The following is a 20,955-nucleotide window of genomic DNA, read 5'->3' on the forward strand; positions in this document are numbered from 1 at the left end:
CCGCCTTCATTTTCGCCGCAAAGCGGTCTAAGTCTGGGGACCATCCTTCCGATCAAACACGCAGGTTTTGCCATGACGCCCGACTCCCCCAACAACCATCCCGTCGATCACGCCAAGCTGGAGAAGCTTGCGGAAGTGGCCGTAAAGGTCGGGTTGCAGCTGCAGTCTGGCCAGGATCTGCTGATCACCGCGCCAGTCGCCGCGATGCCGCTGGTGCGGCTGATCACGCGCGAGGCCTACAAGGCCGGCGCGGGACTCGTCTCCACCTTCTATTCGGATGAGGAAACCACGCTTGCCCGCTACGAATACGGCCAGGATGCAAGCTTCGACCGTGCGGCGAACTGGCTTTACGAAGGTATGGCCAAGGCCTTTTCCAATAACACCGCGCGCCTTGCCATTGCCGGCGACAATCCGATGCTGCTCTCCAACCAGGATCCGGCGAAGGTGGCACGCGCCAGCCGTGCCAATTCGGCTGCCTATAAGCCGGCGCTGGAGAAGATCTCGAATTTCGATACCAACTGGAACATCGTCGCCTACCCGAACTCCTCATGGGCAAAGCTGGTATTCCCCAACGACCCGGAAGCGATCGCCGTCGCCAAGCTCGCCAAGGCGATCTTCGCCGCCTCGCGCGTCGACGTCGCCGACCCGATCGCGGCCTGGGCAGAGCACAATGCCAATCTGCGCAAGCGCTCCGAATGGATGAACGGCCAGCGCTTCGCCGCCCTGCATTTCCAGGGTCCGGGCACCGACCTGACGGTCGGTCTCGCCGACGGCCATGAATGGCATGGCGGCGCCTCGACTGCCAAGAACGGCATCACATGCAACCCGAACATTCCGACGGAAGAGGTCTTCACCACGCCACATGCGCTGCGCGTCGAGGGTCATGTCTCGTCGACCAAGCCGCTGTCGCACCAGGGCACACTGATCGACAATATCCAGGTCCGTTTCGAAGAAGGTCGCATCGTCGAGGCCAAGGCGACGCGTGGGGAAGAGGTGCTGAACAAGGTGCTCGACACCGACGAGGGTGCCCGCCGGCTCGGTGAAGTGGCGCTGGTGCCGCATTCCTCGCCGATCTCGGCCAGCGGCATCCTGTTCTACAACACGCTCTTCGATGAAAACGCATCGTGCCACATCGCACTCGGCCAATGCTATTCGAAGTGCTTCGTTGACGGAGCGTCGCTGAGCCAGGAGCAGATCAAGGCGCAGGGCGGCAATTCCAGCCTGATCCACATCGACTGGATGATCGGCTCCGACAAGGTCGACATCGACGGTATCAAGCCGGACGGTTCGCGCATGCCGGTCATGCGCAAGGGCGAGTGGGCGTAGGCAGGGACAGAGCTAAAGGGCGGCAAGAGCCGCCCTGACGCGGGCAAGATGAGCCTTGCGTCCGGCTTCGCTGACACGGTCCATGTCGTGCAGCGCCAGCATGCGGAAATTCAGCCGCTTGGCACAGAAGGCGGCAATGCCGCGCTTCAGCAGACGCCGCACCGGATTGCCCATGTAGAGGTGGACGATCCACCAGGGCGAACCGGTCGTCGTCAGCGCCCAGAACAGGCGGATATTGGTGAGCTTCGGCACGATGCGGCCGCCGGCGGGATCGTGCGTGAAAGCGATGCCGGGCGCAAAAGCGCGATCGAAGAAGCCCTTGAGAATGGCCGGAAAATTGAACCACCATTGCGGGAAGACCAGTATGAGGCCCTCGGCCGCGCGCAGCCGCGCGACGATGGTGTCGACGCCCGATGTATCATAGGGCTGGTCGAAATAGCCGCGCCGCTCGGCTTCGGACAGGCGCGGGTCGAAGCCCTCACGATAGAGATCGAGCAGATCGACCTGATGCCCTCCGGCGGCAAGCGTCTCCTCCGCAACCCTTGCCACCGCAGCGGCAAAGCTATCCTCCAGCGGATGGGCCAAGACCAGCAGGATACGCATCAAAAAAGACTTCCCTGCTTCGGCGGAGCGGCGGGATCGGCTGCCTTTGCGCTTCGCTTCTTCGATGGCGGCGTACCGGCTGACGGCGTTGTCTCACCATCGCTCGTGACCGCGCCGACGCGGCCATCGGCGAATTCGATCGAGATGGCGGCACCAGCCGTAAGCGCGGCGGCAAGAGAAACCGGCCGGTCGTCTTCGTCGCGCACCACGGCATAGCCGCGTTTCAGGACGTTCTTGTAGGACAGCGACTGCAGAATCCGCTCCTGCGCGACGAGTTCGCTGCGCGCGCGCGTCAACTGATGCCGTATCGCCGTGTCGGCGTGGCGGACGAGATTGCCGAGGCGATCGCGGGCCCGGCCGGTTTGCGCTTCCAGGCGCGACGGCAACGTGGCGAAGACGGCATCGGCCCTGTCTATACGAGCGCGGGAACGGTCGATCATGCGCTCGATGGTGCGTTCGGCGCGGGTCATGCGCTCGTTGAGCTGCTGGCGGCGCTCGGCAATCCGGTTCGACAGGATATCCGGCCGCAGCTGCGAGGCCATGCGCTCGAAGGAACGGCGCTTATTCAAAGTATTCAGCTCCAGCCCACGGCCCAGGCCGGCGGCCGCCTCATCGAAGCGACGGCGCGGCAAGGCGAGAAGCTGGTCGAGCGAAGGCAAAGCGCGCAGGAGCGCACGCACCGCCTGCCGCCGCTGGTCCATCTGCCTGGTGACACCGCCCTGCAGACGGGCGGAAAGACTTGCGAGCTGCGCCTCCAGTTCGGCCTTGACCGGCACAGCCATTTCCGCCGCTCCCGTCGGCGTCGGCGCACGCACGTCGGCGGCATAATCGATCAGCGTCCAGTCGGTCTCGTGACCGACGGCGGAGATCAGCGGGATCTCGCTGGCGGCGGCGGCGCGAACGACAACCTCGTCGTTGAAACTCCAGAGATCCTCCAGACTGCCGCCGCCGCGCGCGACGATCAGCACGTCGGGCCGCGGGATCGGGCCATTGGGGGCGAATTCATTGAAGCCGCGAATGGCGTTTGCCACCTCGTCGCCGGACCCCTCGCCCTGCACCTTCACCGGCCAGACCAGCACATGCACGGGAAAGCGATCGGAAATGCGATGCAGGATGTCGCGGATGACGGCGCCGGTCGGCGAGGTGACGACACCGATCACGCGGGGCATGAAGGGAAGGCGGCGCTTGCGCTCGGGATCGAAAAGGCCTTCGGCGCCAAGCTTGCGCTTGCGCTCCTCCAGCAGCGCCATCAGCGCACCAGCGCCGGCCGGCTCCAGCGTCTCGATAACGATCTGATATTTCGACGAACCGGGAAAAGTCGTCACCTTGCCCGTCGCGATGACCTCCATCCCCTCTTCAGGACGGAATTTCAGCTTCGAGAATGTGCCTTTCCAGATTACCGCGTCGATGCGGGACCTGTCATCCTTCAGCGAGAAATAGGCATGGCCCGAGGAATGCGGCCCGCGATAGCCGGAGATTTCCCCGCGCACGCGCACCTGGTCGAACGCATTCTCGACCGTGCGCTTGATCGACCCGGACAATTCCGAGACGGAATATTCCGTCAGGTTCGACGGCGAATCACTCTCAAAAAAGCTGCTCATGGGCTTTTTCTAACCGATGTCGCGAAAAATGCGGAGCCTTGTGCGTAACGCCTTCAATCGGAATCGATTGAAGGAAAGGATTATGCGCAGATTTAAAGTGCTCCTGTGTCCTTTGCGCGTCCCACAGGACACGCGGAGCTTATTGCTTCATCAAACGTTAACCCTGTCGACAAAGCCTTTCTTAGCCATCCGTGCGTAATTCTGTGCAAAGTGATTTTTGGTAAAGAGGATATGGAGCGATGATATTCGTGACCGCCACGATCATCGGAATTGCCGCCGGCCTGCAGCGCTCGACGATCGCTGCGATGCTGGGTGTGGCGCTGGTGAGTATCGCCTTCATGGCAGCCGTCGCCGTCTCCATCGTTGTGCCGCCGCTGACGACGCTGTTCGTCGCGCTGGGCGGCTACAATCTCGGCTTCATCGGCTATCTCATTACCACCGATATGATGGAGCACGGCCGCCGCGCCTAGGATCGCTCCTGCGGCTTGAACCGGAAGAACTGCACATCCGATTTGGTCGGTGTGGGAATGGGCTCGAGATAAGCGGGCACATGGCCCGCGCCCAGCTGAGCATAGAGTCCCCGAGGTTTCAGTTCGGACAGCGTCTCCACCTGCGGATCGCCCTTGCAGAATGCGACCAGCGTCACATGCGCGTCGCGCAGAAGCGCTTCCGCCTGCTGCGGCTCCGCAAGGCCGATATGCAGTTCGGCCAGCATCCCATCCGGATCACGATGATATGGGCCGGACAAGGTGCGATGCGGCGTGAAGCGCAGCAGCGGTGCACCCATGTTGGATGCCGCAGCTATGACCCCCGGCGGAAGGTTGGCAATCGGCGCCAGAGCTTCCTTTGACGCGCAGTTCGACGTCTCTTTGGCCTTGGCGGGTGGGGCGACGGTAAAGCTGTTGACGATGCCTTTATCTGCAAGCGCGCCGCCGACGGCCCATACGGCCGGCGCAGAAATCAAGGCCGTCACCACATAGAAGAAGGCAGCGCCGACATCCTCGGTATCGGCCGCCGAGATACGGCGCAGATCGGCGAGCAGCAATGCCAGCGGTGGAATGGCAAGCAGATTGGAAAATTCCGCGCCACGAACCTGCACGAGCGTGATCGCCCAATTGACGGCGACCAAGGCCATCAGGATCGCATGCAAACGGGCGCGTTCACCGCGCATAATGCGGAACGCGCAGACAAGCATCGCCAGGAAGCCCGTCGCGTAGAACGCACCGAGCCCGTCCGGTGTTGTGCGAGCGATCGAGAAGATCGACTGCGCCTCGGTCACCTTGCTCAGCCAGAGTTCCACCAGCATCGGGTCCAGATCGGCAAGCGGATTGCGCAGGCATTGCGGAGCGATCGCGACGGTCGTGGCTAAGACCGCTGCACCATTGGCCGCCAGCACGGCCATGCGCCACGGCCGGGACAGACGGCTGGCGAAGAGTGCGGACAGGAGGAGCCCGACGCAGCCGACGCTGATGATGCCATAAAAGCCGAGCGAGAGATTGTCGCAGGTGACCATCGAATAGAGGCGCGGCGGCACCAGCGAGAAGAAAGCGCCGCTGACGGCAATCGTCAGCGTCAGGGCAAAAGCCCGGGCGGCGGGCGCAAAGACCGCGCCGTCCCAGGCCCACAAACAGGCGACCGCCACGCAGGCGACCGCCACGAAGGGCGTCGTCTCCGCACCAATACCGAGCTGGATGGCAAGGGCGACAGCAGCGATGGCGAAATTGCGGGGCTTGTAGCTTTCGTCGGCCAGCATGGCGACCGCAAGGGCGACGAGGCCGAGCTGAATATTGTCGTGATCGATGGATCCCGGCACGAAACGGCCTGAGGTCAGAACAAACAACGATGTCAGGATCAGCGAAAAATGCATGCCTTCGACGCCGCCGATGCGGCGGCCCGCGAGGCCCATGAAGGCCATCAGCGGCAGCACGAGCATGAGCGGCCAGACGGTCAGCGCCGCCGCCTCCGCGCCTTCCGGCGAGAAGAACAGCCGGAAGAAGAGGATGAGGCTGGCGATCGGCAGATCGATGAAGCGCGACCAATGCATCAACGTTCCGCCGTCGAGACCGAGGCGGTATTGCATCATGTCGAACCAGCCCTGACCACCCAGGAAATCTCGCACTTCGACAAGACGCATGACGTCGTCATTGTCGGGGCCGACATAGTCCGTGAGGTGGCGATGAATGACCAGCTGGGCGAGGATGATGACGATGGCGTAGATCAGTGGCACAAGGACAGGATGTGACTTGCGCAGCAATGCTTTCCTTTCTGCCGCCGCAGCTGCTTCGGGCGGCATTGCCAGCGTCTGTGCCATGTTGATGAACCCTGTATTTGAAGGATATTCGAGGCTGCACGCTAATCGCTGTGCATCAAGAAAAAGTAAAGCGCGTGCACGCGGCGGCATCCATCACGACAATGTTCCCGGCAAGGGCGGCATTCCCGCCATTTTTCCTTCGCAACCATAGGGTCTTATTAACAGCCAACGGGATAAGCTCTCGTCCGGATCGTCCATCGGGCCTCAACTTGAAATCACGCGTAGGAACCGGCCAAGACCATGTGGAATGAGAAGTTGAACATCGCCGTTCTTCTGCCCTGCTACAACGAAGCCGCCACGATCGGCGATGTCGTTCGCGGTTTTCGTAGGGCGTTGCCGGATGCCGGCATCTATGTCTACGACAACAACTCGACCGATGGCACGGCGCTGCATGCCATGCTCGCTGGCGCGACCGTGGTGCGCGAACGGCGGCAAGGCAAAGGGCACGTCGTGCGGCGCATGTTCGCCGACATCGACGCCGATATCTATGTCATGGCCGACGGCGACGGCACCTATGCGCCCGAAGACGCCGAAGAGCTCATCCGCACGCTACTGACGGAAGGCGCCGACATGGTCGTCGGCACTCGCCGCAACGTTCACAACGACGCCGGTCGCCAGGGCCACGCCTTCGGCAACCGCATCTTCAACTGGCTGTACCGTACGATCTTCGGCGCGGATTTCACCGACATCTTCTCCGGCTATCGCGCCTTCTCCCGCCGTTTCGTGAAGAGCTTCCCCGCCGTGTCGGGCGGTTTCGAGATCGAGACGGAGATGTCGGTTCATGCCTCGCGGCTGAAGCTGCCCGTCAGCGAGCTGGAACTCGATTACGGTCGGCGGCCGGAAGGCTCGCACTCGAAACTCTCCACCTTCCGCGACGGCTGGAAGATCCTCTGGATGTTCGCGATGCTGATGAAGGAAACGCGGCCTTTCGTCTTCTTCGGCATTCTCGGCGTCATTTCCATGGAACTGAGCATCGGCTTCTCGATCCCCGTCCTCGTCGAATATTTCGAGACCGGCTTCGTGACGCGCATGCCGACCTGGGTGCTCTCCGTGGCGCTGATGATGATTTCCTTCATGCTGTTCACGGCCGGACTGATACTCGATTCCGTCGCCCGTGCCCGCGCAGAACAGCTGCGCATCCACTATATGAGCTTGGCCAAGCCATCATCCCGCCAGATCGGCGACGACAGGCCGGTCTACATGGCGGAACTCGAAAAGCCGGTGAGCCGGAAGAAAAGGGCAAAGGCCGCATGAAGAAGCTTTTTCGCTTCCTGATCGCTGGCAGCGTCGGCTTTGTGGTCGATGCGGGCGTGCTTCACCTGCTGCTCTGGTTCACGCCCTTCGGCCCTTTCATCGGCCGGGCGATATCGATACCGAGCGCGCTGCTTGCCACGTGGTTTCTCAACCGCAATTTCACCTTCGGCCGCTCCGACCGTTCGCTTGCGGCCGAAGGCTTCCGCTATGGCTCGGTCGGCCTGACCTCGGCATTGCTGAACTATACTCTGTTCAGCTCGCTGCTGGTGGCCGAGCCGAGCTTGCGCCCGATCATCGCGTTGACGCTGGCATCGGCGGCGGCGACCGCGTTCAGCTTCTTCGGCTATTCACGCTTTGTCTTCCGCCACCGGCAAAATCCCTGAGAAGCCGGTTCAGACCGGCTCCCAGCCATCCTTCTCGCTGGCGCGGTAGATGGCATCGATGACCTTCTGATTGAGCTTCGAGCTTTCCAGCGATACGACCTCCGCCCCCTCACCGAGTGCCGCCGAAGCGAAGGCTTCCGCCTCGCGCTTGTATTGGCGGCTGTCGGGGAAGCGGAAGATCTGCGATTCCGTGTGGCTGCGATTGGTCAGCTCCAGTTCCTCGGCGCCGTAGCGATCGGCGTTGAAGGGCGATTTCACCTCGATGAAACCTTCCGTGCCGTGGAAGACCATGACCTGGCGATTGGCCATCTGCGTCGAGATGTAGAAGCTCATTTCGAAATCGCCGAAATCGGCTTTGACGCTGGAATAGATGTCGGTGCCGAATTCCGGGTCGCGCTCGGTCACTGCCTGGATGCGCAGGGGTTCGCGGCCGGTGACGAAACGGGTGCTGATGGTCGGGTAGACGCCGATATCGGGCAGGCCGCCGCCGCCGAGCGACGGAATATTGCGCATGTTGCCGGCATCACGATTGAAATAGGTGAAGGCGCCCTGGATATGGCGCAGGCGGCCGATGGCGCCATCGGCCAGCAGCGAGCGGACCTTCCGCCATACCGGTGCATAGGTGACCATATAGGCCTCTGTCACCAGCACCTTGTTGCGGTCGCGGGCCACGATGAGGCTGTCGATTTCATCCGCCTTGAGCGCGATCGGCTTTTCACAAAGTACATGCTTGCCGGCATCGGCGGCCTTGATCGTCCATTCGACGTGCTGCGACGTCGGCAAGGGAATATAGACGGCATCGATGGTGTCGGAGGCGAGCATTTCCTCATAGGAACCGAAGGCGTGCGGCACGGAGAAGCGGTCGGCCATCTGCCGGGCGCGCGCCAGGTCGCGGCTGGCGATGGCGGTGACAACGCAATTTTCCGCATCCTGAATGGCCGGCACCACCAGTTCGCGGCCGATTTTTGCCGTCGATAGAATTCCGAAACGCAACATGATCTTCCTCCTGAAGCATCATCCCGAAGCGAACGGCCGCAGCGATGGTCGCGACACGGCCTTCCGGCGGGATCCCTTGTCAATACGGCGGGTGGAGAGCGAAACGAGACCATTCCGCTCTGGGCAAAACCAAGAGCAACCTTATTCGGCCGTTTCAGATGGCGCAACGGCTTGGGGACGATCATTGCTCGCAGACATCTCGCCGAACTGTATGAAGACATGTCCGAATTTGTCCTCTTTCTGTCAGATAGGTGGCTTTCGGACCTTTTGACTGGCGCCTAGTTTCGGCTATCCTTTCAACCATAGGAGATAAGAAAATGTCCCATCCCGGCACCGCATTGCTGGTTATCGATGTTCAGGAATCGTTTCGCCAGCGTCCCTACTGGCAAACAGACGACCTGCCCACCTTCACCAGCCGCCTGCAGGCGCTGATCGATGGGGCCAAGGCCAGGGGCATTCCCGTCGTCCAAATCTTCCATGTCGACGACGATCCGCATTTCAGCCTGAAAAGCGGCTATGTGCGCACGCTCGATGAGGTCTCGCTGGAAGCCGATGCAATATTTCACAAAGCTCGCCACTCGGCACTCGTCGGCTCCGGCCTGGATGTCTGGCTGGTGGAAAACGGTATCCGCAAGGTCATCGTCTCGGGCATCCGCACCGAACAGTGCTGCGAGACGACGACCCGGCATGCATCCGATCTCGGCTACGAAGTCGACTACGTGACTGCGGCGACGCTGACCTTCCCGATGACGCATGCTTCGGGCACGGTCTTCAGTGTCAACGATATCAAGAAGCGCAGCGAACTGGTGCTGTCAGGCCGCTTCGCCCGCATCGCAACGGTCGAAGAAGCACTTGTCGATGCCCCGATCCGGAGCGCTGCATGAGCCATAGCGACGGACGCCTCCATCGCCGGAACATTCCCGTCTACGTCCTTCTGCCGCCCTATACGCTGCTGATGGATGTGGCCGGGCCGATGGAGGTGCTGCGCCGCGCCAACATCGAACAGGACGATATCCGGTTCGACTATCGTTTCATCGCCGCCCGCCCCTCGCAAACGACCTCGGTCGGGTTGACGCTTGCCGATCTCGAACTCCTGCCAGATCACATTCCCGACGACGCCTATGTCATCATATCCGGCAGCGTCACGCCGCCTGATGATGCCGAAGACATCGAGCGGGAAATCGACACGCTTGCCGCATGGCTGAAAGCTGCAATCCGCCCCGGCATTGTCCTCGTCACCATCTGCTCGGGCGCCGTCATTGCGGCCCGTGCCGGCCTGATGGACGGCTACGCATGCACGACGCATGCCGGCTGTATCGATGAAGTCCGACAATATGCCCCGACCGCTAGGGTTCTCGACAACCGGCTCTATGTCGAAGACCGGGAACGTTATTCCAGCGCTGGCATCACGACAGGCACAGACCTGATGCTGCACCTCACCTCCAAGCTGACCTCGCCGATGACCGCTTTGACGATCGCCCGTCATATGGTCGTCTACATGCGAAGAACCGGTGCCGAACCGCAGCTTTCGCCTTGGCTCAGCGGCAGAAACCATGTGCATCCCGCCATCCACCGCGTTCAGGATGCAATCATGGCCGATCCCGCCCATAGCTGGTCGCTCTCAGAACTCGCCGGCATCGACGCGATGAGCGCACGGCATATTTCCCGGCTGTTCCAAGAGCATGCCGGCCTGTCGGTCACCGGCTATGTCAACCTGATGCGCGTCACGCTGGCGCGCGACGTGCTCGCCAATTCACGGCTCGACATGGAGCGCGTGGCGGAGAAGTCCGGCTTCGCCTCACCAAGACACATGCGGCGTGTCTGGTCGAAATACAACACGCTGCCGCCCAGCCACTATCGACGCTCAACGCCAGAATAAAGAAATCGTTAGTGGAATTTCACGGCTTGCGGCGGTAGCCTTCCTTGTCCTTCCCCTCCGGCGCCTCTGACGCCGGCTTCCCGCTCAAGTGATTTGGAGAGATATCATGGACCTGCGCAAGCTTGGACGAACCGATCTTTTTGTTGCCCCCATCGTTTTCGGCGGCAATGTCTTTGGCTGGACAGCCGATGAGAAGACCTCCTACGCACTGCTCGACGCCTTCTTCGACGCCGGCTTCAACACGATCGACACGGCTGATGTCTATTCGCGCTGGGTTCCCGGCAACAAGGGCGGCGATTCCGAGGAGATCATCGGCAAATGGCTGAAGCAGGGTCGCGTCGCCCGCGACAAGGCCATCATCATCACCAAGGTGGGCTCGGACATGGGTCCGGGCAAGAAGGGTCTCAAGGGCGACTATATCGTCGAAGCCGTCGATGCCTCGCTGAAGCGGCTGCAGACCGACTATATCGACCTCTACCTGTCGCACTGGCCGGATCCGGAAACGCCGCACGAGGAATCGCTTGCCGCCTATGCGAAGCTAAAGGAGCAGGGCAAGATCCGCCATGTCGGCTGCTCCAACCTCGATGCGAAGCAATTGCAGGCATCGCTCGATGCCGCCGCCAAGGCCGGCCTGCCGCGCTATGACGTGCTGCAGCCGGAATATAACCTCTATGCACGCGACAGCTTCGAGGGGGCGCTGGCGGATCTTTGCGTGAAGGAAGAGATCGGCGTCATCACCTATTTCAGCCTCGCAGCCGGCTTCCTGACCGGCAAATACCGCACCAAGGCGGATACGGAGGGACGGGCGCGCGAAAATCGCGTGGCAGCCTATCTCGACGACAAGGGTTTTCGCATTCTCGCGGCGCTCGACAAGGTTTCCGCCGAAACCGGCTCGAAGCCGGCCGAGGTCGCGCTTGCCTGGCTCTTGCGCAAGCGCGGCGTGACCGCTCCGATCGCCAGCGCCACTAGCCTCGGGCAGCTCGACGCGCTAATCAATTCGGCGAAACTCTCCCTTTCCGATGAAGCCATGCGCCTGCTCGACGAAGCCGGCGCCTAAGCAAGGGCCAACAGATGACCGTGACGATCCGTGACGCCAGACCCGAGGACGAAGCGCGCTGGCGGGCGCTCTGGGATGGCTATCTCGCCTTCTACGGCGTCACCATTGCTGCTGATATCACCGATGCGACATGGCGCCGGGTCTTCGATCCGGCGTCGGCAATCTTCATGCGCGTGGCCGAGGTTGACGGCGAGGTAAAGGGTTTCACGCTCTGCATCACGCATGAGGGCACATGGGTGCGCGCACCGGACTGCTACCTCGAAGATCTGTTCGTCGATGAAAGCGCCAGGGGTCGCGGTGTCGGCCGGGCACTGCTGGACGACCTCGTCGCGCTCTGCAAGAAAAACGGCTGGGTGCGCCTCTACTGGCACACGGACGAAACCAACGCGACCGCCCGCAAACTTTACGACACCTATGTCGAGAGCGACGGGCATATCCGGTACCGCATCAACATCTGAGCTTCGGAAAGCCCTCGTAAAGGGCGGAATGATCACCCTCCCAGTTCGCCATGCCCGGCTTGGTGAGCATGCCGCGCGGGCTGACATAGCTCTGGATGGTCCGCATCGGCCGCTCATGCCACTGGATGTTGAAGGCCCAAAGCTTCGGGAAGAAGCACAGCGAAGCGTAAGGCAGGTGGTCGTGGATCCACCAGGCAAGTTTCTGCCAATCGCCCTCGTGACTGTGATGGTCGATCAGCCAGGGCACGACAATGCAGACGGCCGCACCCATGCAGCCATCGAGATCGCGCATGTCCCAGATATGATGTGCGGCGGTATGGGCATTGGTGGAGCAATTGAGCCCATTCCTGTTGCCGAAGGCATTGACATCAGGCGAACGATAGCCGGAACGGATATGCAGACGGCCGAAGGTCGTCTCCAGCGGCTCCAGCAATTCCTCGCACAGCCTTCGACCCGCCTCGATCGCCAGATTCGGATCCTCGGGGATGTTGGGGATGCGATAGAAATCCGCGATCTCCGAATGCAGGAAATCGCGGAAGAAGAAGTTCTTTGACAGTCTGACGCGGCCAAGCTCTTCCAAACCCTTCATCGACCCCGGCTTTTTCATCGGCAACACCCCCTATTCCCTGTCGTCGATTCAACATTCCGTCTTTTTTAAAACTTCGCCACCCGAATTTCTTCGGAACATTAGCGCTGCCGCTCCCTTGTAAGAGGGTCACCGTCAGTGACTCCCACCCCAAAAACAAGGATGGAAACCATGTCCAAGGACAAGACGCTGGAAGACCTTTTTTACGACACACTGCAGGACATCTACTATGCCGAACGGAAGATCCTGAAGGCGCTGCCAAAGATGGCACGCGCGGCTCAATCCCCCGAATTGAAGGCAGGCTTTGAAAAGCACCTTGAGGAAACTGAAGGGCAGGTCGAGCGCCTGGAGCAGATTTTCGAGCTGATGGGCAAACGCGCCAAAGGCAAGACCTGCGACGCAATCGAGGGCATACTTGCCGAGGGCGAAGAGATCATCGAGGAATTCAAGGGAACACACGCCCTCGATGCCGGCCTCATCTCCTCTGCACAAGCCGTGGAACATTATGAAATGGCCCGCTACGGCTCACTGAAGACCTGGGCGCAAACGCTGGGTCTCAAGGAGGCTGCCGGCCTGCTCGACCAGACGCTGCAGCAGGAAACCAACACCGACAAGACCCTGACCAAGCTTGCAAACAGCAGCGTCAATCAGAAGGCAGCCGCCTGAATTGCGACACCCGAAAAGCGGCCGGACCATCCGGCCGCTTCCTTCTGCGTCATCCGGTGTATTTGAAGAAATCGATGAAGGCTCTCAGCGCCGGGCGCATCTGGCGGCGGCTCGGATAGTAGATGCAGAAGCCGGGATAGGGCGGGCACCAATCCTCGAGCACGCGGATAAGGCTGCCGTCCGCCAGTTCCTGCTTCACGCGTATATCGAACAGATAGGAGAGGCCCGCGCCATTGACCGCCGCCAGAACCGCGAGCCGGTCCTCGATCACGATCAAGGGACCGTCGACGGCAACGATCAGCTCTCGCCCGTCCTTCTCGAATTCCCAACGGTAGATCGAGCCGTCGGTGAAACGCCGCTTGATGCAGCGGTGATGGACGAGATCGCGCGGATGCAGCGGCTTCGGATTCTTCTCGAAATAGGCCGGCGAGCCGGCGATGACGGTCCGGATATCAGGCGAGACCTTGACGGCAATCATGTCGCCCTCGATGCTCTCCTCCAGCCGAATGCCGGCATCGAAGCCCTCCTTGACGATGTCGCTGAAGCCGTCCTCGTTGGCGATCTCCAGGGTAATATCCGGATAGGTATTGAGGAAATCGCCGAGCCGCGGCGCCATCAGCAGGTCAGAGGCAAAGCGCGGCGCGGTGATGCGGAGAGTGCCGGCGGGCCGACCACGGGTGGCCAGCGTATCCTCCAGCGCGATATCGATTTCCTCCAGCGCCGGCGCCAGCCGTTGCAGCAGCGCCTCGCCCTCCTCGGTCGGCAACACGCTGCGGGTGGTGCGCGCCAGCAGCCGCACGCCGAGGCTTTCCTCGAGGCGTGAGACGGCATGGCTGACCGCAGACGGCGCGATCGACAATTCCTTGCCGGCGGCGCGGAAGCTGCGATGGGCGGCGACGGCGGCAAAAACCGCCAGTTGGGAGAGTTGGGTCCTGTTCATTAATCTAAATAATAGAACAGCCTATGAGAATTTGCATGGATTTTCATTCACTATGCCGGGACATAGTTTGAACCCGTCGGCCGGCCTTGATGGCCGCCGCCGATCCAACAAGGTTCAAAAGGAACGCAATTATGAAAACCCGCAGGCTTGGCAAGGATCTCACCGTTTCCGCCGTCGGGCTCGGCTGCATGGGCATGAGCTTCGCCTATGGCGCGACTGATGACAACGAATCCGTCAAAACGCTGCATCGCGCCGTCGATCTCGGCGTGACCTTTTTCGATACCGCCGAAACCTATGGCCCCTTCACCAATGAAGAGCTGCTCGGCCGGGCACTGAAACCCGTTCGCGACCGCGTGGTCATCGCCACAAAATTCGGCTTCAAGCTCGACCCTCAGAAATCCGGCCTCGCCGCCATAGTCGGCGTCGACAGCCGTCCCGAGCATATCAAGGAGGTTGCCGAAGCCTCCCTGAAGCGGCTCGGCACCGATGTCATTGATCTCTTCTACCAGCATCGCGTCGATCCGAACGTTCCGATCGAAGACACGGTCGGCGCCATGGCGGAGCTGGTGAGAGCAGGCAAGGTGCGGGCGCTCGGCCTTTCCGAGGCCAGTGCCGCCACCATCCGCCGCGCCCATGCGGTGCATCCGATCGCCGCCGTGCAGAGTGAATATTCGCTCTGGAGCCGAGATCCCGAAGAGGATGTGCTTGCCACCTGCCGCGAACTCGGCATCGGCTTCGTCCCCTACAGCCCACTCGGCCGCGGCTTCCTGACCGGCGCGATCCGCAAGACGGACGACCTCGCCGATGACGACTTCCGGCGCTCGCTGCCGCGCTTCCAAGCCGAGAATTTCGATGCCAACGCCGCCCTCGTGGCCAAGCTCGAATCCCTTGCGAAGGAAAAAGCAGTCACGGCGGCACAACTGGCGCTCGCATGGGTGCTGCATCAGGGCGATACCATCGTCCCGATCCCCGGCGCCCGCAAACTGCATCATCTCGAGCAGAATGCGGCGGCCGCCGATATCGTACTTTCGCCACGAGAAGTGGAGGAACTCGGGGCGATCATCCCGCTCGAAAGCGTCGCCGGCAAGCGCTATACCGATGCCTCGCTGGCCATGACAAATATATGACGCGCAAGCTCTCATTTCTTTACGCAAAGGCATCGGCCCGGCGGCCGGTGCCATTTTAGGGCTGAAAAGAAAAGTGAAGTGACGCGACAGGACCACGAAGTCCCCAAAAGCCGCGGAATTGCCGCCCGTTTGACGCCACGGGGGCGCATCGGCATGGTCGCAAACCCCGCGCTTCCACTCGACGCTCGGTTGACAAACCAACCCGAAATTTTAAGGTGCGGCCAATCAAAACGGGCAGCGTTGGGAGGACTTATGTCTAAGCGCGCGTTTATCGGCTTCTCCGCTTTTCTACTCGCCATCTTCACATCTCTGAGCCCCTCGGCGGCAGCTGATGTCAAACGACAGGTGGTCACCACCAAGGACGGCGATTACTTCGGCTTCGATCTGCGAACGGAGCAGAACGTGACGCTGGATCAATGCTCCGCGTCCTGCATCGGCGACAAGTCCTGCAAGGCCTTCACCTACAATCCCAAGGTGAAGTGGTGCTTCATGAAGTCCGACTTCAATCAGCTCAACAGTTTCCCAGGCGCCGTCGCCGGCAAGATCGTCGAAACCGCCGCAGCCAACGAACCGGATATCGGAGCCGCACCCGCCCTTTCCTTCCTGTCAGACAATTTCGTTCAAAGTGCACGCGATGCAAAGAGCACGCTGACGCTCGGCAGCGAACTGAAGGGGCAAGGCGTCGAAAGCCTGATCGCGCTTGGCCGCATCGAATTGACCTCCGGCAACGTCAACAATGCCCTGAACGCATTCCAGGGCGCGCTCTCGCTCAACCCCGACAATGGCGACCTGTGGATCGAGATGGCGCGGGCCGCCAACACGATCACGAACGATACGTCCGTTGCCACCAAGGCGGCCTATGCGGCGCTCAACGGCTATCAGCTGACCCGCACGACGAACAGCCGCGCCGATGCGCTGGCTGTTCTCGCCGAGTCGCTGAAGAACGCGCAGAACTATCGCCCGGCGCTCAGCGCCTACAAGGCAAGCCTCGATCTCGCCAGCTCCGCCGCGGTCCAGGCGGCCTATGACGATTTGCGCGCTCGCCAGGGTTTCCGCGTCACCGGCAACACGCTCGATAATGACAATGCATCGCCGCGCGCCTGCGTGCAGTTCTCCGAAAAGCTGGTGAAGAGCGGCGTCGATTATACGCCATTCGTCACCGTCAATGGTGCTGCGCCGAAGGGCGTCGACGCCAAGGACAATCAAATCTGCGTCGAAGGCCTGGAATTTGGCCAGCATTACCGTATTTCGGTGCGCGCCGGCCTGCCCTCCTCCGTGGATGAAAACCTTGCCGCACAGGTCAATGTCGACGTTTACGTCAAGGACCGCACGGCCTCGCTGCGCTTTACCGGCGACAATTTCGTGCTGCCGTCCACCGCGCGGCGCGGCATCCCGATCGTCTCGGTCAACGCCACCACGGCCAATCTCAAGCTCTACCGCATCGGCGACCGCAACATTGCGCAGATCCTCAACAACTCGCAGTTCCTGACGCAGATGGACAGTTACAGCGCCCAGACCATCCAGGATACCAATGGCGAGCTGGTCTGGCAGGGCTCGATCGAGATCAAGCAGGAACTCAACAAGGATGTCGCGACCAGCTTCCCGGTCGATGAGGCTCTGCCCAAGCGCAAGCCAGGCGTCTATGTGCTGACGGCCGTGGCGCCCAACAGCGGCGGTCAGGAATGGGATCCGCAGGCGACGCAGTGGTTCGTGGTGTCCGATATCGGCGTCACCACCTATGCCGGCACGGACGGCCTGAACGTGTTTGCCCGCTCCCTCGGCAGCGCCAAGCCGCTCGCCGGCGTCCAGCTGCAGCTGCTCGCCAAGAACAATGAAATCCTCGGTACCGCAAAGACTGACGATAACGGCCGCGCCACCTTCAGCGCCGGCCTGATGCGCGGCACGGCGGGCATGACGCCGGCCGTCATCACCGCACAGAACGGCGATCAGGACTATGTCTTCCTCGACATGACGCGCGCCGGCTTCGATCTTTCCGACCGTGGCGTTGCCGGCAGAACCGCGCCCGGCGCGATCGACCTGCTGACATGGACGGAGCGCGGCATCTACCGCGCCGGCGAGACGGTGCATGCCTCGGCGCTTGCCCGCGACGTCAGCTCGACGGCGGTGGAAAACCTGCCGCTCACCTTCGTCTTCCTGCGCCCCGATGGCGTCGAGGACCGCCGCATCGTCACCGATGGCGGCAAGCTCGGCGGCTACAATGTCGACCTGCCGCTGCAGCAGACCTCCATGCGCGGCACCTGGACGATGAATATCTATACCGACCCGAAGGGCGCCTCCATCGGCTCGCAGACGTTCCTCGTCGACGACTTCGTGCCGGATCGTATCGAGTTCGACATGACCAGCGACGCCAAGGAGATCGAAGTCGGCCAACCGACGCCTGTTAATGTCGACGGACGCTACCTCTATGGCGCGCCGGCCGCCGGCCTCAACCTCGAAGGCGAAGTGACGCTGAAGCCGACGCGCGAAAGCGCCGACTACGTGGGCTATCAGTTCGGCCTTGCCGACGAGGGCGCCGGCAAGGAAAACAATGACGGCGACAGCAGCAGCGGCGACAGCAAGGCCGAAAGCACACAGGTGCCGCTCGAAGATCTGCAGGCGCTGGACGAGAACGGCAAGACCACCTTCGACGTCACCATCAACGACACGCCTTCGACCACGCAGCTTTTGAACGCCAACATCACCGTGCGCATGCAGGAGGCCGGCGGCCGCGCCGTCGAGCGCTCCCTCACGCTGCCGGTCAAGGCCGACGGCTCGCGCATCGGCATCAAGCCGGAATTCGACGGCGATCTCGGCGAAAATTCCGTCGGCAACTTCCACGTCATCGCCATCGACGCGAATGGCCAGAAACAGGCCATGCAGGGCCTGACATGGAAGCTGCTCAGCATCGAGCGCGACTATCAATGGTATCGCGACGGCAACAGCTGGAAATACGAGCCGATCATGTCCACCAAGCAGGTGGCTGTCGGCACGGTGAACGCCACCACCGACGGCGCGGCAATTTCCGTGCCCGTCACCTGGGGCCGCTATCGGCTTGAGGTCTCCACCGCCGATGCGAACGGCCCTGAATCCAGCGTCGAATTCAACGCCGGCTGGTATGTCGCCTCCACCTCGACGGAAACGCCGGATGCGCTGGAGATCGCACTCGACAAGCAGAGCTATAAGGTCGGTGATACCGCCAAGCTCAAGGTAACCTCGCGCTATGCCGGCCAGCTGATGGTGACGGCCGGTGCCGAGACGCTGATTTCGGTCACCAATGCCGATATCGGCGCCACTGGCGGCGAGGTCGACATTCCCGTAACCGCCGATTGGGGCGCCGGCACCTATCTGACCGCGACCCTGTTCCGGCCCGGCGATGCCCAGGAAAGCCGAATGCCGATGCGCGCCATCGGCATCAAATGGGCGCCGGTCGATCCCGGCGAGCGCAAGCTGCAGATCAAGCTCGATGCACCGGCGAAGACCCTGCCGCGCCAGCCGTTGACCATCGGCGTGCAGGTCTCGGGCGCAGGCGCCAATGAAGACGCCTATGTCACGGTTGCTGCCGTCGATGTCGGCATCCTCAACCTGACGCGCTATCAGCCGCCGGCACCGGACGACTGGTATTATGGTCAGCGTCAGCTCGGCCTGGAAATCCGCGACATCTATGGACGCCTCATCGACGGCTCGCTCGGCGCGACCGGCAAGCTGCGTACCGGCGGCGACGGCGGACAGGCGGCCCTGCAGGCGAGCCCACCGACGGAAAAGCTGGTCGCCTTCTTCTCAGGCGCGGTCAAGCTGGATGCCAGCGGCAAGGCCAATATCAGCTTCGATATCCCCCAGTTCAACGGCACGGCACGGCTGATGGCTGTGGCATGGTCGAAATCAGGTGTCGGGCATGCGACGCAGGATGTGATCATCCGCGATCCGGTCGTCGTCACCGCGAGCCTGCCGAAGTTCCTGGCTCCCGGGGATAAGGCCAATCTGCGGCTCGACGTCGCCAACACCGATGCGCCTGCCGGCGACTACACGCTTGCGGTCACGGGCAATAGCGCCGTGAGCGTGGATGCGAATGCCGCGCAGCAGAAGATCAACCTGCAGGCCGGCGGAAAATACAATATCACGCTGCCTCTGACAGGCGGACAGCCCGGTGCCGGCACTATCGCGATCAAACTTTCGAATGCTTCGGGACTATCGCTCGATCAGTCGGTCGATATTCCCGTTCGGCCGGCGCAGCTGCCGGTCACCGAACGGCGCGTCATCGCGCTTGCGCCCGGCAAAAGCCTGACCGTCAATGCCGATCTTCTCGCCGACAGCGTGCTGCCGGGCGCCTCGGTCAGCGTCAATGTCAGCCGCTCCAGCGCCTTCGACGTGCCGGCGCTGCTGATGAGCCTCAGCCGTTATCCCTATGGCTGCGCCGAACAGACGGCGAGCAGCGCGCTGCCGCTGCTCTATTTCAGCGACATGGCGATCAAGAACGGCCTTGCCGACGACACGGAGATCCACAAGCGTGTTCAGGACGCCATCTATCGCGAAATGTCCTACCAGTCGTCGACCGGCAGCTTCGGCCTCTGGGGTCCGGGATCCGGCGATCTCTGGCTTGATGCCTATGTGACTGACTTCCTGACCCGCGCCCGCGAGCAGAAGTATATCGTGCCGGATCAGGCCATGGTGCAGGCATTGGAAAACCTCCAGAACTCGCTGAGCGCCAACACCAACGTCAAGGATAACGGCAACGAGATCGCCTATGCGCTCTATGTGCTGGCGCGCAACAAGAAGGCCTCGATCAGCGATCTGCGCTACTACGCCGATACGATGCTGAACGACTTCCCGACGCCGCTGTCCAAGGCGCATCTGGCTGCGGCATTGGCCCTCTATGGGGATGCCCAGCGCTCGCGCAACATCTTCGTGGATTCCCTGCAGATGTCGCAGAAGGCGGCGATCACCAAGGTCAGCTTTGCCCGCTCCGACTACGGCTCGTCGCTGCGCGACGGTGCCGCGGTGCTGGCGCTCGCCGCCGAGAGCCGCCCGGTACCGCCGATCATTCCGGATCTGGCAAGCGTCGTTGGCAAGGAATGGCAGAGCCGGGGCTACACCAGCACCCAGGAACAGACCTGGATGCTGCTCGCCGCCAGGGCGCTGCAGAACGGCGACGACGGGTTGACGCTTGATGTCAACGGCGCTGCACACTCCGGCACCTATATGGCGCAGATGTCAGGCGATGCCCTGATGGGCCATCCGCTGACCGTCACCAACACGACGCGCCAGCCGCTGTCTGCGGCCGTCACCACCGTCGCCGCTCCCGTCACGCCGCTGCCGGCCGGCGGCAACGGCTTCAAGATCGAGCGCAAGTACTACACGCTCGACGGCGAAGAGGCGAACGTCAGCCAGGCACAGCAGAACGAGCGCTACGTCGTCGTGCTGCACGTGATAGGAGACAATGACTGGCCGCAGCGCCTGCTCGTCACCGACCTCCTGCCCGCGGGCTTCGAGATCGACAATCCGAGCATCGTCAGCAGCGCCCAGTTGTCGAACTTCGACTGGCTGAGCGATGTGCAGCCCGCCCATGTCGAATTCCGCAACGACCGCTTCGTCGCCGCCTTCGACCAGACCTACGGCGCCAACCGTGACCTGAGCTTCGCCTATGTCGTGCGCGCCGTCACACCCGGCGTCTACGATCATCCGGCGGCGAGCGTCGAGGACATGTACCGTCCGCAGTTCTCGGCCCGCACGGCGATGGGCCGCATGGAGGTGCTGGCCGCCCAGCAGTAAGA

The 20,955-nt window shown here is 62.0% G+C and carries 18 protein-coding genes; 12 read left to right on the forward strand and 6 right to left on the reverse strand.

All coding sequences use genetic code 11. The features are described from left to right. Positions 1 to 72 precede the first annotated feature (72 nt). Positions 73 to 1,326: an aminopeptidase gene (locus tag GA0061101_RS18945; protein WP_037197211.1), complete on the forward strand. Its 1,254-nt coding sequence runs from the start codon at positions 73 to 75 to the stop codon at positions 1,324 to 1,326. Between the two features lie 12 nt (positions 1,327 to 1,338). Here the strand turns inward: GA0061101_RS18945 and GA0061101_RS18950 are convergent, their stop codons facing one another. After that, positions 1,339 to 1,929 carry an NAD(P)H-dependent oxidoreductase gene (locus tag GA0061101_RS18950; protein ID WP_092574489.1) on the reverse strand — a complete coding sequence of 197 codons (591 nt, stop codon included), beginning with the start codon at positions 1,927 to 1,929 and terminating at the stop codon, positions 1,339 to 1,341. Beyond that, positions 1,929 to 3,530 carry an exodeoxyribonuclease VII large subunit gene (xseA, locus tag GA0061101_RS18955; protein WP_092574491.1) on the reverse strand — a complete coding sequence of 534 codons (1,602 nt, stop codon included), beginning with the start codon at positions 3,528 to 3,530 and terminating at the stop codon, positions 1,929 to 1,931. Before xseA ends, GA0061101_RS18950 begins: the two co-directional genes overlap by 1 nt. Before the next feature lie 239 nt (positions 3,531 to 3,769). On the opposite strand from xseA, the gene GA0061101_RS18960 reads away from it, so the two are divergent. Further along, the gene (locus GA0061101_RS18960) at positions 3,770 to 4,000 is read left to right on the forward strand and encodes a hypothetical protein (protein WP_037197208.1); all 231 of its coding nucleotides are present in this window, start codon (positions 3,770 to 3,772) and stop codon (positions 3,998 to 4,000) included. Here the strand turns inward: GA0061101_RS18960 and GA0061101_RS18965 are convergent. Further along, a complete protein-coding gene (locus GA0061101_RS18965) occupies positions 3,997 to 5,841 on the reverse strand; it encodes a hypothetical protein (protein ID WP_037197207.1) in 1,845 nt (614 codons plus the stop codon). The genes GA0061101_RS18960 and GA0061101_RS18965 overlap by 4 nt on opposite strands. Here GA0061101_RS18965 and GA0061101_RS39460 point away from each other — a divergent pair. The 3 genes from GA0061101_RS39460 (at position 5,774) to GA0061101_RS18975 (ending at position 7,478) form a co-directional block, all read left to right on the forward strand. After that, positions 5,774 to 5,992 carry a hypothetical protein gene (locus GA0061101_RS39460; protein ID WP_162732653.1) on the forward strand — a complete coding sequence of 73 codons (219 nt, stop codon included), beginning with the start codon at positions 5,774 to 5,776 and terminating at the stop codon, positions 5,990 to 5,992. The two genes, GA0061101_RS18965 and GA0061101_RS39460, sit on opposite strands and share 68 nt — an antisense overlap. 89 nt (positions 5,993 to 6,081) lie before the next feature. Then, on the forward strand, positions 6,082 to 7,095 hold the full coding sequence (locus tag GA0061101_RS18970; RefSeq protein ID WP_037197205.1) for a glycosyltransferase: 1,014 nt from the start codon (positions 6,082 to 6,084) through the stop codon (positions 7,093 to 7,095). Next, positions 7,092 to 7,478 carry a GtrA family protein gene (locus GA0061101_RS18975; RefSeq protein WP_037197204.1) on the forward strand — a complete coding sequence of 129 codons (387 nt, stop codon included), beginning with the start codon at positions 7,092 to 7,094 and terminating at the stop codon, positions 7,476 to 7,478. Before GA0061101_RS18970 ends, GA0061101_RS18975 begins: the two co-directional genes overlap by 4 nt. A 9-nt stretch (positions 7,479 to 7,487) precedes the next feature. Here the strand turns inward: GA0061101_RS18975 and GA0061101_RS18980 are convergent, their stop codons facing one another. Then, complete coding sequence (locus tag GA0061101_RS18980; RefSeq protein WP_047556330.1) at positions 7,488 to 8,474, reverse strand: Gfo/Idh/MocA family protein; 987 nt, start codon at positions 8,472 to 8,474, stop codon at positions 7,488 to 7,490. 317 nt (positions 8,475 to 8,791) lie between these two features. Between GA0061101_RS18980 and GA0061101_RS18985 the strand changes: the two genes are divergently transcribed. From GA0061101_RS18985 to GA0061101_RS19000, 4 genes are all read left to right on the forward strand, one after another. Then, on the forward strand, positions 8,792 to 9,358 hold the full coding sequence (locus tag GA0061101_RS18985; RefSeq protein WP_037197201.1) for an isochorismatase family protein: 567 nt from the start codon (positions 8,792 to 8,794) through the stop codon (positions 9,356 to 9,358). After that, the gene (locus tag GA0061101_RS18990) at positions 9,355 to 10,353 is read left to right on the forward strand and encodes a GlxA family transcriptional regulator (RefSeq protein WP_092574493.1); all 999 of its coding nucleotides are present in this window, start codon (positions 9,355 to 9,357) and stop codon (positions 10,351 to 10,353) included. The genes GA0061101_RS18985 and GA0061101_RS18990 overlap by 4 nt, the downstream gene beginning before the upstream one ends. A gap of 106 nt (positions 10,354 to 10,459) precedes the next feature. After that, positions 10,460 to 11,410, forward strand: coding sequence for an aldo/keto reductase (locus GA0061101_RS18995; protein WP_037197199.1), 951 nt, complete (start codon positions 10,460 to 10,462; stop codon positions 11,408 to 11,410). Positions 11,411 to 11,424: 14 nt separating this feature from the next. Then, positions 11,425 to 11,868, forward strand: a complete 444-nt coding sequence (locus GA0061101_RS19000) for a GNAT family N-acetyltransferase (protein ID WP_037197197.1) — start codon at positions 11,425 to 11,427, stop codon at positions 11,866 to 11,868. Here GA0061101_RS19000 and GA0061101_RS19005 read toward each other — a convergent pair. Continuing rightward, positions 11,858 to 12,475: a hypothetical protein gene (locus GA0061101_RS19005; RefSeq protein ID WP_037197195.1), complete on the reverse strand. Its 618-nt coding sequence runs from the start codon at positions 12,473 to 12,475 to the stop codon at positions 11,858 to 11,860. The genes GA0061101_RS19000 and GA0061101_RS19005 overlap by 11 nt on opposite strands. A 150-nt stretch (positions 12,476 to 12,625) precedes the next feature. Between GA0061101_RS19005 and GA0061101_RS19010 the strand changes: the two genes are divergently transcribed. Beyond that, positions 12,626 to 13,120 (forward strand): YciE/YciF ferroxidase family protein, encoded by a 495-nt coding sequence (locus GA0061101_RS19010; protein WP_092574527.1) that lies wholly within the window; start codon positions 12,626 to 12,628, stop codon positions 13,118 to 13,120. A gap of 49 nt (positions 13,121 to 13,169) precedes the next feature. On the opposite strand, the gene GA0061101_RS19015 is transcribed toward GA0061101_RS19010, so the two are convergent. Then, positions 13,170 to 14,060, reverse strand: a complete 891-nt coding sequence (locus tag GA0061101_RS19015) for a LysR family transcriptional regulator (protein WP_037197190.1) — start codon at positions 14,058 to 14,060, stop codon at positions 13,170 to 13,172. Between the two features lie 131 nt (positions 14,061 to 14,191). On the opposite strand from GA0061101_RS19015, the gene GA0061101_RS19020 reads away from it, so the two are divergent. Both GA0061101_RS19020 and GA0061101_RS19025 read left to right on the forward strand, forming a co-directional pair. Then, the gene (locus tag GA0061101_RS19020; protein WP_092574495.1) at positions 14,192 to 15,187 is read left to right on the forward strand and encodes an aldo/keto reductase; all 996 of its coding nucleotides are present in this window, start codon (positions 14,192 to 14,194) and stop codon (positions 15,185 to 15,187) included. 252 nt (positions 15,188 to 15,439) lie between these two features. Then, positions 15,440 to 20,953 carry an alpha-2-macroglobulin family protein gene (locus GA0061101_RS19025; RefSeq protein WP_092574497.1) on the forward strand — a complete coding sequence of 1,838 codons (5,514 nt, stop codon included), beginning with the start codon at positions 15,440 to 15,442 and terminating at the stop codon, positions 20,951 to 20,953. Positions 20,954 to 20,955: the final 2 nt, after the last annotated feature.

The organism is Martinezella lusitana (assembly GCF_900094565.1).
In the GTDB taxonomy this organism is placed as follows: domain Bacteria; phylum Pseudomonadota; class Alphaproteobacteria; order Rhizobiales; family Rhizobiaceae; genus Rhizobium; species Rhizobium lusitanum.

What these genes read in the sequence shown, in the direction of transcription:
- GA0061101_RS19020 (WP_092574495.1), top strand. Translation starts at nt 14,192, where the DNA reads ATGAAAACCCGCAGGCTTGGCAAGGATCTCACCGTTTCCGCCGTCGGG.
- GA0061101_RS18975 (WP_037197204.1), top strand. Translation starts at nt 7,092, where the DNA reads ATGAAGAAGCTTTTTCGCTTCCTGATCGCTGGCAGCGTCGGCTTTGTG.
- GA0061101_RS19000 (WP_037197197.1), top strand. Translation starts at nt 11,425, where the DNA reads ATGACCGTGACGATCCGTGACGCCAGACCCGAGGACGAAGCGCGCTGG.
- xseA (WP_092574491.1), bottom strand. Translation starts at nt 3,530, where the DNA reads ATGAGCAGCTTTTTTGAGAGTGATTCGCCGTCGAACCTGACGGAATAT.
- GA0061101_RS19010 (WP_092574527.1), top strand. Translation starts at nt 12,626, where the DNA reads ATGTCCAAGGACAAGACGCTGGAAGACCTTTTTTACGACACACTGCAG.
- GA0061101_RS19025 (WP_092574497.1), top strand. Translation starts at nt 15,440, where the DNA reads ATGTCTAAGCGCGCGTTTATCGGCTTCTCCGCTTTTCTACTCGCCATC.
- GA0061101_RS18960 (WP_037197208.1), top strand. Translation starts at nt 3,770, where the DNA reads ATGATATTCGTGACCGCCACGATCATCGGAATTGCCGCCGGCCTGCAG.
- GA0061101_RS19005 (WP_037197195.1), bottom strand. Translation starts at nt 12,475, where the DNA reads ATGAAAAAGCCGGGGTCGATGAAGGGTTTGGAAGAGCTTGGCCGCGTC.
- GA0061101_RS18985 (WP_037197201.1), top strand. Translation starts at nt 8,792, where the DNA reads ATGTCCCATCCCGGCACCGCATTGCTGGTTATCGATGTTCAGGAATCG.
- GA0061101_RS18970 (WP_037197205.1), top strand. Translation starts at nt 6,082, where the DNA reads ATGTGGAATGAGAAGTTGAACATCGCCGTTCTTCTGCCCTGCTACAAC.
- GA0061101_RS19015 (WP_037197190.1), bottom strand. Translation starts at nt 14,060, where the DNA reads ATGAACAGGACCCAACTCTCCCAACTGGCGGTTTTTGCCGCCGTCGCC.
- GA0061101_RS18990 (WP_092574493.1), top strand. Translation starts at nt 9,355, where the DNA reads ATGAGCCATAGCGACGGACGCCTCCATCGCCGGAACATTCCCGTCTAC.
- GA0061101_RS18950 (WP_092574489.1), bottom strand. Translation starts at nt 1,929, where the DNA reads ATGCGTATCCTGCTGGTCTTGGCCCATCCGCTGGAGGATAGCTTTGCC.
- GA0061101_RS18945 (WP_037197211.1), top strand. Translation starts at nt 73, where the DNA reads ATGACGCCCGACTCCCCCAACAACCATCCCGTCGATCACGCCAAGCTG.
- GA0061101_RS18995 (WP_037197199.1), top strand. Translation starts at nt 10,460, where the DNA reads ATGGACCTGCGCAAGCTTGGACGAACCGATCTTTTTGTTGCCCCCATC.
- GA0061101_RS18980 (WP_047556330.1), bottom strand. Translation starts at nt 8,474, where the DNA reads ATGTTGCGTTTCGGAATTCTATCGACGGCAAAAATCGGCCGCGAACTG.
- GA0061101_RS18965 (WP_037197207.1), bottom strand. Translation starts at nt 5,841, where the DNA reads ATGGCACAGACGCTGGCAATGCCGCCCGAAGCAGCTGCGGCGGCAGAA.